Genomic DNA, 12,088 nt, shown 5'->3' with positions numbered 1-12,088 from the left:
CTATCACGATCGTCATCGCGACAATTCTCGCACGTAGGTTTGGCACGCGCGCAGCGCGATCAATCCTTGGTCGCCGGCGTCGGTAATGGCGACAATTCGTTGAGCATGCGCCGGGTCAAGTCGGGCTCGCGCCCCTCCATGAACCACGCTGCCGGCAACGGCAACGGTTGGCACTGCGCAACCACTGGCTGTATCCGCTGAGTCGAGAAGGACTGACAAGCGCAAATCAGAAGTGGCAAGGCGATCGCGCAGGCGAGCCTGATTAGCTTGAGCATCGGTTAGCTCCTTGTGGTGGGTTTCTTCGCTGGCCGACAGCCGTAGCTCGAGCGCCCGGCGTTTTTCCTGATCGGTACGAACCTGGGCAGCCGCCGCGCTGCTGATGGCGGCCAGGTCGTCTTTATGTAAGATGACCTGCTTAGCGAGTTGCTTACCATACCGCCAGTCCTGCACCTTCCAAGCGCCCGCCGCGGCGCCTGCTGTCAGAACCAGAATCAGCGCCAGCAGACCGATCAGCTTCTGCGTCGGTGTCATCACGGCACATCCTTGAAGAATACATGGCCACCAAGCCTAAGAGTTTCCTTAGCTTTCGCCGCCCAACCGGGGGCCTTCTTCATGGCAATGGCGTAATAGTGCGTGGCGCCGCCGGTGGGATCTGGCACCCTGCCGTCGATCACCTGGTCAGCAACGATCCGCGCTTGGGCAAGCTCCCGGAACGGAATCGCTTTGGCACCGATCAAGGACGGGTAGTTCGTGTCGCTCTTGTTCCAGCAGCTGAACTGGTACGGCGCTTGGCAGACACCGGCATCCATCACGTTTCCCCAGACACAAAAAAACCGGCTGCTTGGCCGGCCGTCGGGAGGATGCGTGGCATCCCCGACACATTGATGGGTCACGCAGATGTGAAGATGACCGAGCACTACCAGGCAGGGCACGGCGATGACGCAGTGGTTTACATGAAGGTCAAAGCCGACCTCAAGGTGTAGCGCGGTGGTCGTTTGCCCAAAATATTCCCAAAGTTTGCCCAAACACCAGACAACAAAAAAGGGCCCACCTTTCGGTGAGCCCTTCTAGACCGCCCAGCAGAGCGGATTTTGTTTGGTAGGCGCGATTGGACTCGAACCAACGACCCCCACCATGTCAAGGTGGTGCTCTAACCAACTGAGCTACGTGCCTGCTGTGAGGCGGCATTCTACGGAATTCCGGAGGGGTGTCAACACCTTTTTTCGAGCTAACCCTATGAATATGCAAAATATTTAATTTAGCGGCGGTTAAGAAGATTTTCCGGTGGCTGGCGGTCGTTTTTTAACTCGGGTAGGATCGAGGCACTCGTAAAATATATTAAACAGAGGCAGCCGGATGGCGAACACCCCCTACCCCGAATCCTATTACGCCGCGTCGGCCAATGCGGTTCCGCCGCGCCCGGCCTTGCAGGATGACGTAGAGACTGATGTCTGTGTGATCGGTGCCGGTTACACCGGTCTGTCCTCTGCCCTGTTTTTGCTGGAGAACGGTTTCAAGGTCACGGTGCTGGAAGCCGCCAAGGTGGGTTTTGGTGCGTCGGGCCGTAACGGTGGACAGATCGTTAACAGTTATAGCCGTGACATTGATGTGATCGAACGCAGCGTCGGTCCCAAGCAGGCTCAGTTGCTGGGGCAAATGGCGTTTGAAGGCGGGCGGATCATTCGTGAGCGGGTCGCCAAATATAATATCCAGTGCGACTTGAAGGACGGTGGCGTGTTCGCTGCCATCACTGCCAAGCAGATGGGCCATCTGGAATCGCAGAAACGCCTGTGGGAACGTTTTGGTCATACGCAGCTTGAGTTGCTGGATCAAAAGCGCATACGTGAAGTGGTGGCCTGCGAGCAATACGTCGGCGGCATGCTCGACATGAGCGGCGGGCACATTCACCCACTCAACCTGGCATTGGGCGAAGCGGCGGCGGTCGAGTCGCTGGGCGGTACTATTTATGAGCAGTCGCCAGCGGTCCGCATTGAGCGCGGCGCAAATCCGGTGGTGCATACACCACAGGGCAAGGTCAGGGCCAAATTCATTATCGTGGCCGGCAATGCCTATCTCGGCAACCTGGTGCCGGAACTCGCGGCCAAGTCGATGCCTTGCGGCACTCAGGTCATCACCACCGAGCCTTTGGGCGATGAAATGGCCAAGCGTCTGCTGCCGCAGGATTACTGCGTCGAGGACTGCAATTACCTGCTCGATTACTACCGCCTGACCGGCGACAAGCGCCTGGTCTTCGGGGGTGGTGTTGTCTATGGCGCGCGGGATCCGGCGAACATCGAAGCGATCATCCGGCCGAAGATGCTCAAGGCGTTCCCGCAACTCAAGGACGTGAAGATTGATTACGCCTGGACCGGCAATTTCCTGCTGACCCTCTCGCGCCTTCCCCAGGTCGGGCGGATCGGCGACAACATCTACTATTCCCAGGGCTGCAGCGGCCACGGCGTCACGTACACGCACCTGGCGGGCAAGGTGCTGGCCGAAGCGCTGCGTGGCCAGGCTGAGCGTTTCGACGCGTTTGCCGATCTGCCGCACTACCCGTTCCCCGGCGGGCAATTGCTGCGCACACCGTTTGCCGCGCTGGGTGCTTGGTACTACGGGCTGCGGGACAAGTTCGGGTACTAAGAATACTGAAATCCTTTGTAGGAGCGAGCCTGCTCGCGAAGGCGGCGAAACAGTCAACATGGATGTTGGATGTGCCGGGCTCTTCGCGAGCAGGCTCGCTCCCACAAGGGGAATGGTATTTAAAGTCGATCCCGTGCGATGCCGCTGCGGATTCGCAGGATGTCGGCGAGTACGGCGAGGGCAATTTCCGCAGGGGTTTTACTGCCCAGATTCAGGCCGATGGGCGCATGAATCCGCGCCAGTTCTGCGTCTCCCAACCCACCAATCCTGCGCAACCGCTCGAAGCGCTTCTGCGAGGTCTGCAGGGAGCCCATCACACCGATGTAAAACGCCTCGGTGCGCACGGCTTCCATCATCGCCAAATCGTCGATGCGCGGATCGTGAGTCAAGGCCACCACCGCGGTGTCGCTGTGGCAGCCGCCGTCAGCAATGAACACGGACGGCAATTGACGACGAATCTCAACGTTTTCCAGCACGACACCTTCCAGCACCTCGTCGCGCGGATCACAGAGAATCACCTCGAACCCGAGGCCAACCGCAAACTCCGCGCACGCCTGGGCGACGCTGGAATACCCCGCCAACAGCAAACGCTGAGCCGCGCCGATCCGCACGCGCACCCGATCAATCTCCCGTTCGATGCGCACGCCCTGCTCACGATCAGTGAATAGGCTGCGTGCACCGCTGGCCAGATCAATCTCGCGGATCAGCCGCCGCTGGCCCAGCAACGCCGACTCCAGCTCCCGCAGATGAGCCTGAACTTCACACCCGGATTCGAGCTTCTCCACCAGTACATCGAGCACACCACCGCAGGGCAGACTCACACGAGAATGCGGATCGTCGCCGTCGCCATAACGGACCACGCTGACCGCATCAACAAACGCGCCCTCGGCGACGCGTTCGAGAAAGTCTTCCTCGACGCAGCCGCCGGACAGCGAGCCGATCCATTGTCCGTCGGTGTTCACCGCCAGCAACGAGCCCGGCGCGCGCGGCGCCGAGCCATAGGTGGCGAGCACCGTGCACAGCCAGATGCGCTGGCCGGCCATCGACCATTCCAGCGCCCGGCGCACGACTTGCAGATCGAGATGCTGCATGTCAGTGCGCCTTGTGCTCGAGTGGCGGTGCATCGGCGCGCAACGTCTGCACGTCGCTCACGGCCAGATCACCTGTCTGACCACCCCACCCTTGACGCAGGTAGTTGAGCAGATCGGTGAGTTGCTCGTGACTGAGCTTCTCCGCGAACCCCGGCATCGGTTGCATGTGTTCGAACCCGGTGAATTTCTGCTCACCAATGCCGTCGTCGATCACCCGCACCAGGTTGCGCGGATCTTCCAGGCGCAGCGTGGTGTTGCCGCGCATGGCCACGGCGATGTGCGGCTTGCCCTCGCCGCCGACCGCGTGGCAACCGGCGCAGACGTTCAGGTAATCCTGACGACCGCGCTGGGCGCTGGCACCGAGCTTGTCCAGCGGCACGTCGGTCAGAACCTTCGCGGTCGGCGGTTGATCGCCGAGCAGGAAGGTTGCCATTGCTGCCAGGTCCGGGTCATTGAGGCCTTGGGTGCTGTTGTGAAACACCGGGAACATCTCGTTGAACATCGTGCCCTGGGCGCTCATGCCGTGTTTGAGGAACGTGCTCAGGTCCTGATGATTCCAGCCGCGAGCGGCCAGGTCGTTGGCCAGCAGGCTAGGCGCCAGATAGCCGTTGAGCACGCCGCCGGTCATGCGTTTGTCCTGCTGCATCGCGCCCGGCAAGCCGCGCGGGGTGTGGCATTCGCCGCAATGACCGAGCACGTCGACCATGTACTGGCCGCGCTTCCAGGCTTCGCTTTTGCCGTCGGCCGGCGCCAGCTTCACGTCCTTGCCGTAGAGCATGTTCCAGCCCGTCAAGCCCAGGCGCACGTTGAACGGAAAGCTCAGGCTCGTGACCGGCGCTGCCCGTTCGATCGGCTCGACGGTTTTCAGGTACGCGTGAATCGCATCGGAATCTGCGCGCGGCATCAAGTGATAGGAGGTGTACGGCATCGCCGGATACAGGTTCGCGCCATCGCGACGCTTGCCCTCGGTGAGCGCGGCGAAGAATTCGTCATCGTTGTACAAACCGATGCCGTGCTCTTTGCTCGGGGTGATATTGGTGCCGTAGATCGTGCCGAACGGCGAGACGATCGGCAGCCCACCGGCATACGGCGCGCCACCCGGCGCGGTGTGGCAGGCCATGCAATCGGCGGCGCGGGCGAGATAGGCACCACGAACGACTTGATCATCCGCATGAGCCAGCAACACAGACGCAGCCAGACCCACCGCCAACGCCAGACGGGACAGTAAATGCTTCATGCTCAACCCTCCTTGACCAGGCCGAGATCGGTCAGCACGTTGCGCGTCGCGCTGTAATACCGCACGTAGCCGGTGCAGCGGCAGATATGGTGACCGAGGCTGTCCTCGATGACTTTTTCCAGCTGGCTTTTGACGATGGGCTGACGCTGCAGCTTCTCCACCAACACCGTCGCGGCATTTACAAAACCCGGTGCGCAGTAGCTGCACTGGAAGGCAAATTCATCGACGAAGCGCTGCTGGATCGGATTGAGTTCGGTGACCTGGCCCTGTTCATCGCGGGTCGCGTGGCCTTCAATGGTCCGCACTTTTTTGCCTTCGAAATAGTGCGCACCGGTGATGCAGGTGCGCACTTCTTCGCTGGTGCCGTCCGGGTTGTCGACGATCACTACGCAGGCGTGGCAGATGCCCTGGCCGCAGCCCAGGCGCGAGCCGGTGAGGTTTTTGTATTCGTGCAGGTAATCGATCATCGGCAGGTCATCAGGGATGTCCACCGGGCCGACGGATTGACCGTTGAGGGTCAGTTGAAGCGGACGGTTAGCCATTGAGGGCCTCCTTGATGCGGGCAGAAGTGATAGGCAGGTCGCGGACCCGTTTGCCGATGGCATGCGCCACAGCGTTACCGATGGCACCGACCACCGGGATCATCACCACTTCGGCGATGCCCTTGGATGGATCGCTTGGCGACAGCGGCGGCAGGATTTCAGCCGTCTGCGTCCACACCGCTACGTGGCGCGCCATCGGCAAGCGGTAACGGTTGAAGTTCCAGTCACCCTCCCCCGGCCCGCCTTCATACAGCGGCATCTCCTCCATCAACGCATGGCCGATGCCCATGGCGATCCCGCCTTCGAGCTGGCCCTTGACCAGTTCTTCCACCAGCACCCGACCGCACTCGACCCACGAGTGGTGGTTGAGCACCTGCACTTCGGCGGAGCCCTTGTTCACTTTCAGCTCCACCAGCGTCGCCACCGGGCTGTAATACGTCACCGCCGCGTTGTTCAACTGCGTGTCCGGGTAATGCACGTTCTGGCGATCCAGCAAGTGAAAACCGGCGCTGTTCATCTGCGCCTTTTTCACGCTCGGCGCGCCATCGCCGTACTTGACCGCCAAGCCGTCCAGCGGCAGACGTTCACGCACGCCGTCGATGCTGAACTCGGCCTCGGCCCAACTCCAGCGGTTGAAACCGTGCACGGTCGCGCCGGTCACCAGGCCTTTTTCGTGGGCGTGCCTGGCCAGTTGCTCAAAGCTCAGCGGCTGCATGCCGTTGGCGGTGAGTCGGCCGTCGACCCAATGCGCATCTTCACGGCGAACCACATACGGGTTGGCCTGGCCGCCGTAAGGGCCCTGGCCCCAGATCTGCAACGCCGCCGGCCACAAACCGTGGTTGAACAACACGCGCGCCGCTTCACGGGTGGCGTGGCTGAAGTAATAGGCGGAGTTGGTCGCCGATGAGGCCGAGGCGAGTTTGCCGACCCAGCGCGGATTGCGCAGCACAGTGTCCTGCTCGGCCTGGCTCATGAGGTACGGGTTGCCGCCGGTGATCAGCTGCAACTCTTTCCATTCGGTCTCGCCGGTCTTCACTTCAGTCGCCGGGACGCCAAGGAAATCCGCCACGACCAAGGCTTGCGAGGTGGACATGCCGGTGCCGATTTCGATACCGATGTGGCGCAGGGTGATGTGCCCATCAGCGGTGAATTCGATGCTGGCCATCGGCGCTTCGGAACCGGTGCCGAAGTCTTTCTGGCAGATGGCAAAACCGACGCCGTACCAGTTGTCCGGGTCCCGGGCTTCGCGCTGCTTTTTGATCGCGTCGCGGTTTTTCCAGACTTCGTGGACAGCGGCTTTATCGAGAATTTCGTGCAGGCGCAACGCGCCTGCCGGCACCGCGCCCTGGGTGTTTTTCATGCCCGAGACCATGGCGTTTTTCTTGCGCAGATCAATGGCGTCAATGCCGAGGCGATCGGCAATCTCATCGACCATCATCTCGGTCGAGGCCATGCTTTGCAGGGTGCCGTATCCACGCATTGACCCGGCTTCAACGGCGCGGGAATGGTAGGCGGTGACCTGCAAATCGTTCTGCGGCATGTAGTAGATCGACTGCGCCGCCGTGGCGCCAACCGCCGCGACAGAGGGGCTGTAGTTGATCCGTCCACCGCCGTCGACGTTCATCTCGGCGCGGAAAATTTTGAAGCTGTGATCGGTCTTGTCGACCGCCAGTTGGTAGCGGATGTCGAACGGGTGACGCTTGATGCCGCTCTGGAACTGCTCGTAGCGATCGTTGGCCAGACGCACCGGCACACCGGCGCCGTACAACGCCGCAAGCGCCGCGTAGTACACGAAAATGTTGTGATCTTTGGAGCCATAACCGACGGTGTAGCCCGGGTGCATGTTCAGGTTGGCCAGGCCGAAACGCGACGGTGCGATCATCTTCGCGGTTTCGCTCGCGGTCTCCAGCGGGCACTGAGTGGCGACGACAAAATGCAGGGTTTTGGTCGCCGGGTCGTACCAGCCGTTGCCGTTGTCTGGCTCCATCGCGGCCGGTTCGATTGACGGGGTTTTGTAGCGCTCGTCGAACACCAGCCAGTTGTCTGGCGGCGTGTCGATTTGCTGCTTCATGCGCTCGGCGTAGAACAAGCCGCGCTCGGTCAGGTTGCCGTGCAGGTTCGGTTGGGAATTCCACACCGGACGACGGTTGCGCAGCATCGGGAACAGGATCGAATCCTTCAGGCTGGCGAATTCGTCTTCATCCGCCGAGGTCGCCCCACCGACGCGCACGTAGCGGAAACTGCCGTAGGGATCGCCTTCGTAGAACGGCACTTTGTCGCCGTAACGAATCGCTTTGTCATTAAATTTGAGTCTGGCCTTGGCCTGGCGGAAGCGTTCGAAGTCGTTCCAGATCAGGATCGCCACGGGATGGCCGATGAACATCGGCACCTTGCCCTCCGGCAGCAGCGGATCCGGCGCGTGCTCTTCCGGGAAGGCGATGCCGTTCTTGTCCAGGTCGGCGGCGGTGACGATGCGGTCCGGCTGCAAGTCGGCGCCGAGCCACGTCAGGTCGTAACCGGCATAAATGCGATCGGCCTTGGTGGTCTTCAGCAGCATGGCGTGGCCTTGTTGCTGCGGCCAGCCCGGCATGTCCTTGGCGCGGATGTCGCGGGCAAACACTTTGCTGCCGCAGACCTTGGACAAGGCATCGTTACGCGAGCGCGCCTTGCCGTTGTTGCCGAGCCATTGCTCGGAAGGCACGGTCACGCTGTTTTCCATCAAGGCCGCCAGCGCCTGACTGCTGAGCGGCGTGAGCGTCACGCTCACACCCGCCACCAGCCCGCCCTGAAGGAACGAGCGCCGGGATATTTCACGGTTGGACATGGATCATCCTCTGGGCGGTTATGGGTCCGCCCTTCTGGTTATGTTCTGGGGATCTCGAGTCTTGCAGAAGCCCTTTTTGACGAGGCAAAGGGCTGTGTTGACAGTGCAAAGCTGACCGAAAGGTTAACTTTATAGATATATCGGCTTGTAGAAAACAACTGGCAACAAAAATCTGACCAAATAATCAGAAAACCGCCACTTTCCGGCGAAGCAAATCGATGAACAAACCCAACTCCCGGCTGATGTGTTCGCCCTTGCGCAGCAACAATCCGAATGGCGCCAGTTGCACATCCAGCTCCACCGGCAGCGCCACCACCAGACCCATTTTCAGGTAGTCGCGCAACGCGGTTTCCGAGAGCACCATGATGGCGTCGGTCAGTTGAATCAGTTGCTGCATCGAGTACACCGAGCTGCATTCGATGATGTCGGCGGGTGTCGGCAACGCCAGGCGCTGCAAGGCCTGATCCAGCCCGATGCGCGCCGGGCTGGTTTCCGGCTGCAGGATCCACGGCCAGCCGCTGACCAGTTCCGAGAGTTCGAGCGTTTCCCGTTGCACCAAGGGATGACCGGCGTGAACGACAACCAGCAACCGTTCGTTGCCCAGCTGTTCGAACTCGTAATGTTCGCTGTCGGTGGCCGCGTTGCGACGGGCAATGGCGAGGTCGATGCGGCCCTGCTCCAGCAACTGGATCACCTGATCGCTGGTGTCGCCCATGATGCGAATGCGCAACTGCGGATTGAGCGCCTTGATTTCGGCAATCGAATCCATCACCAGGTCGGGCGCGGCGCCCATGATGGTGCCGATGGACAGATAACCGTAACCGCCCTGCTGCCGCGCAATCAGGTCTTCGGCGCAGCGGTCGAGGCCGCTGAGGGCGGATTCGGCGAAACGAATCAACTCGCTGCCCAGCGCTGTTGGCCGCATTCCGCGCGGCAGGCGCTCGAACAGATCGCAGCCGAACATGTCTTCAATCTCATGCAGCATCCGGGTCGCCGCCGGTTGCGACATGTTCAGGCTTTGTGAGGCGCGGTGCAGGTTCTGACTGCTGCTGAGCGTCACCAGCATGTGCAAATGCTTGTAGCGCAGGCGGTTGAGCAGGCTGCGGGAGATGATCGGCGTGGTCATGGCGGGCCTTTGTTATCGATACCCTGAAGGTATCAGTTGTGAGCTAGATTCGATTTGTAACGCATCGATCCGCGGCCGTACAGTCTTTCCCATAAGAACAAATGCCCTACCAAAGGAAAACTGCGATGAAGACTCTACCTGCGCCTCTGCTCGCCAAAATTTCCTGGCGGCTACTCCCTTTCCTGCTACTGATGTACATCATGGCCTTCCTCGACCGCGCCAACGTCGGGTTCGCCAAGCAAGCCTTTCAAGCCGACACCAACATCAGCGACGCCGCCTTCGCCTTCGGCGCCGGGGTGTTTTTCGTGGGTTACGCGCTGCTTGAAGTGCCGAGCAATCTGATCCTGCACCGTGTCGGCGCCCGCCTGTGGATGTGCCGGATCATGGTGACCTGGGGGCTGGTCTCCGCCGCCATGGTCTTTGCCCACACCGAAACCAGTTTCTACGTCCTGCGCTTTTTGCTGGGCGTGGCCGAGGCCGGTTTCTTCCCCGGCGTGATCCTTTACCTCACCTACTGGTTCCCCAGCGCCGCGCGCGGCAAAGCCATGGGCTTTTTCTACTTCGGTGCACCGCTGGCGTTCATCTTTGGCAGTCCGTTGTCTGGCTTGCTGTTGGAGCTGGACGGATTTGCCGGCGTCCACGGCTGGCAATGGCTGTTCGCGGTTGAAGGCTTGATGGCCACGGCGGTGGGCGTCTGGGCTTATTGGTATCTGGACAATCGCCCGGCTGACGCGAAGTGGCTGACGGTTGAAGAACGCCAGCAAGTGCAAGGCATCCTCGATCAAGAAGATAGCCACAAACAGAATCATGGCCGCAGCCTGCTCAATGTTCTGTGCCAACCCTCAGTTCTGTACTTGTGCCTGATTTATCTGCTGATTCAGGCCAGCGTCTACGGCGTGGTGTTCTATCTGCCGACCCAGGTCGGCGGGCTGCTGGGCACAAAGGTCGGGCTGATGGTCGGACTGGTCACGGCGATCCCATGGATCTGCGCGATAGTCGCGGCGTACCTGATCCCCGGCTACAGCGACCGCACCGGCGAACGTCGCCGCACCGCCTGCCTGACGTTGCTGATGTCCGCAGCCGGAATCGCCTGCTCGGTGACCTTCGCCAGCCCGTTCCTCGGCATCGTCGCCCTGTGTTTCGCCGCTTCGGGTTTCATCGCTGTGCAACCGGTGTTCTGGACCTTTCCTTCCAGCTATCTCGCCGGCAGCGCCGCTGCAGCCGGGATTGCCCTGATCAACTCGTTCGGCGCCCTCGGCGGCTTCATCGCCCCGGTCCTGAAGAACTGGGCCGAAGGCGCCTTCCATTCACCGGCCGCAGGCTTGTACGTGCTGGCCGGCACCACCGTCATCGCCGCGTTGCTGGTCCTGGGCATCCGCTCACCCGTCCACAAGCCTTCCAACACACCGGCCACCGTTTAACCTGAGGAGTCACACCATGGGCATTCCAACCATCAAACACGTCCGCGCCTTCACGTTGAGAGGCGGCGGCGCGGATTATCACGATCAGGCGGACGGTCACTGGATCGACGATCACATTGCCACGCCGATGAGCAAATACCCCGAGTATCGCCAGAGCCGCCGCACCTTCGGCATCAACGTGCTCGGCACGCTGGTGGTCGAGATCGAAGCCAGCGACGGCACGGTCGGTTTCGCCGTCACCACCGGTGGCGAGCCTGCCGCGTACATTGTCGAAAAACACTTGGCGCGTTTCCTCGAAGGCGCACGGGTCACCGACATCGAAAAAATCTGGGACCAGATGTACCAATCGACCCTGTATTACGGTCGCAAAGGCATCGTCATCAACACGATCTCCGGGGTTGATCTGGCGTTGTGGGACTTGCTCGGCAAGATCCGCAAAGAGCCGGTGCATCAGTTGCTCGGCGGTGCGGTGCGCGACGAATTGCAGTTCTACGCCACCGGCGCCCGTCCGGACCTGGCGCAGAAAATGGGCTTCATTGGCGGCAAGATGCCGTTGCATCACGGCCCGGCCGAAGGCGAGGAAGGCCTGCGCAAGAACCTCGAAGAACTGGCGACCATGCGCGAGCGGGTGGGCCCGGACTTCTGGCTGATGCTCGATTGCTGGATGAGCCTGGACCTCAACTACGCCACCAAGCTGGCGGTCGGCGCCCACGAGTACGGCTTGAAGTGGATCGAAGAGGCTCTGCCGCCGGACGATTACTGGGGCTACGCGGCTCTGCGCAACAACGTGCCCAAAGGCATGCTGGTGACCACCGGCGAACACGAAGCCACCCGCTGGGGTTTCCGCATGCTCCTGGAAATGGGCTGCTGCGACATCATCCAGCCGGACGTTGGCTGGTGCGGCGGGATCACCGAACTGGTGAAGATTTCCGCCCTGGCCGATGCCCACAACGCGCTGGTGATTCCTCACGGTTCTTCGGTTTACAGCTACCACTTCGTCGCCACCCGGCATAACAGCCCGTTCGCCGAGTTTCTGATGATGGCGCCGAAGGCTGACGAAGTGGTGCCGATGTTCCACCCGCAATTGCTCGGCGAACCGGTTCCGGTGAACGGCCGCATGCGCCTCTCGGCACTCGACCAGCCAGGTTTCGGCGTGACCCTGAACCCGGAATGCCAACTGCATCGGCCGTACAACCGCTGAGAAAGG

At 61.2% G+C, this 12,088-nt stretch carries 9 protein-coding genes, 1 tRNA gene and 1 pseudogene; 3 read left to right on the top strand and 8 right to left on the bottom strand.

Annotated elements, in window-relative coordinates:
• Positions 1-12: 12 nt before the first annotated feature.
• The 3 genes and pseudogenes from AC1ROI_RS13240 to AC1ROI_RS13230 all read right to left on the bottom strand — a co-directional run bounded on the left by AC1ROI_RS13240 (position 13) and on the right by AC1ROI_RS13230 (position 1,173).
• A complete protein-coding gene (locus AC1ROI_RS13240) occupies positions 13-531 on the bottom strand; it encodes a lysis system i-spanin subunit Rz (RefSeq protein ID WP_102595438.1) in 519 nt (172 codons plus the stop codon).
• A pseudogene (locus AC1ROI_RS13235) lies at positions 531-806 on the bottom strand (cell wall hydrolase); the annotation flags it as partial. The gene AC1ROI_RS13240 and the pseudogene AC1ROI_RS13235, both read right to left, overlap by 1 nt.
• Positions 807-1,096: 290 nt before the next feature.
• Positions 1,097-1,173 (bottom strand) — tRNA-Val (locus tag AC1ROI_RS13230).
• 183 nt (positions 1,174-1,356) lie between these two features.
• Between AC1ROI_RS13230 and AC1ROI_RS13225 the strand changes: the two genes are divergently transcribed.
• Complete coding sequence (locus AC1ROI_RS13225; RefSeq protein ID WP_102594073.1) at positions 1,357-2,640, top strand: NAD(P)/FAD-dependent oxidoreductase; 1,284 nt, start codon at positions 1,357-1,359, stop codon at positions 2,638-2,640.
• 119 nt (positions 2,641-2,759) lie between these two features.
• On the opposite strand, the gene AC1ROI_RS13220 is transcribed toward AC1ROI_RS13225, so the two are convergent.
• From AC1ROI_RS13220 to AC1ROI_RS13200, 5 genes are all read right to left on the bottom strand, one after another.
• Complete coding sequence (locus tag AC1ROI_RS13220) at positions 2,760-3,731, bottom strand: XdhC family protein (protein ID WP_102594072.1); 972 nt, start codon at positions 3,729-3,731, stop codon at positions 2,760-2,762.
• A 1-nt stretch (position 3,732) separates the two neighbouring features.
• Positions 3,733-4,968 (bottom strand): c-type cytochrome, encoded by a 1,236-nt coding sequence (locus AC1ROI_RS13215; protein ID WP_102594071.1) that lies wholly within the window; start codon positions 4,966-4,968, stop codon positions 3,733-3,735.
• A gap of 2 nt (positions 4,969-4,970) precedes the next feature.
• Positions 4,971-5,510: a (2Fe-2S)-binding protein gene (locus tag AC1ROI_RS13210; RefSeq protein ID WP_010455997.1), complete on the bottom strand. Its 540-nt coding sequence runs from the start codon at positions 5,508-5,510 to the stop codon at positions 4,971-4,973.
• On the bottom strand, positions 5,503-8,334 hold the full coding sequence (locus AC1ROI_RS13205; RefSeq protein ID WP_102594070.1) for a xanthine dehydrogenase family protein molybdopterin-binding subunit: 2,832 nt from the start codon (positions 8,332-8,334) through the stop codon (positions 5,503-5,505). Before AC1ROI_RS13205 ends, AC1ROI_RS13210 begins: the two co-directional genes overlap by 8 nt.
• A gap of 184 nt (positions 8,335-8,518) precedes the next feature.
• Complete coding sequence (locus AC1ROI_RS13200) at positions 8,519-9,460, bottom strand: LysR family transcriptional regulator (protein ID WP_102594069.1); 942 nt, start codon at positions 9,458-9,460, stop codon at positions 8,519-8,521.
• A 125-nt stretch (positions 9,461-9,585) separates the two neighbouring features.
• On the opposite strand from AC1ROI_RS13200, the gene AC1ROI_RS13195 reads away from it, so the two are divergent.
• Entirely contained in the window at positions 9,586-10,881 is a 1,296-nt protein-coding gene (locus tag AC1ROI_RS13195) for an MFS transporter (RefSeq protein ID WP_010456004.1), read from the top strand.
• 16 nt (positions 10,882-10,897) lie between these two features.
• Entirely contained in the window at positions 10,898-12,082 is a 1,185-nt protein-coding gene (rhmD, locus tag AC1ROI_RS13190) for an L-rhamnonate dehydratase (RefSeq protein ID WP_077750338.1), read from the top strand.
• Positions 12,083-12,088: the final 6 nt, after the last annotated feature.

Source organism: Pseudomonas sp. GW823-FHT02C02, assembly GCF_058797635.1.
Note: the sequence above shows the minus strand (reverse complement) of the source record. Positions and strands in the feature narration are given on the sequence as shown.

Excerpts from the sequence above, each read along its gene's own strand:
- AC1ROI_RS13240 (WP_102595438.1), bottom strand. The coding sequence starts at position 531 with ATGACACCGACGCAGAAGCTGATCGGTCTGCTGGCGCTGATTCTGGTT.
- AC1ROI_RS13225 (WP_102594073.1), top strand. The coding sequence starts at position 1,357 with ATGGCGAACACCCCCTACCCCGAATCCTATTACGCCGCGTCGGCCAAT.
- AC1ROI_RS13220 (WP_102594072.1), bottom strand. The coding sequence starts at position 3,731 with ATGCAGCATCTCGATCTGCAAGTCGTGCGCCGGGCGCTGGAATGGTCG.
- AC1ROI_RS13215 (WP_102594071.1), bottom strand. The coding sequence starts at position 4,968 with ATGAAGCATTTACTGTCCCGTCTGGCGTTGGCGGTGGGTCTGGCTGCG.
- AC1ROI_RS13210 (WP_010455997.1), bottom strand. The coding sequence starts at position 5,510 with ATGGCTAACCGTCCGCTTCAACTGACCCTCAACGGTCAATCCGTCGGC.
- AC1ROI_RS13205 (WP_102594070.1), bottom strand. The coding sequence starts at position 8,334 with ATGTCCAACCGTGAAATATCCCGGCGCTCGTTCCTTCAGGGCGGGCTG.
- AC1ROI_RS13200 (WP_102594069.1), bottom strand. The coding sequence starts at position 9,460 with ATGACCACGCCGATCATCTCCCGCAGCCTGCTCAACCGCCTGCGCTAC.
- AC1ROI_RS13195 (WP_010456004.1), top strand. The coding sequence starts at position 9,586 with ATGAAGACTCTACCTGCGCCTCTGCTCGCCAAAATTTCCTGGCGGCTA.
- rhmD (WP_077750338.1), top strand. The coding sequence starts at position 10,898 with ATGGGCATTCCAACCATCAAACACGTCCGCGCCTTCACGTTGAGAGGC.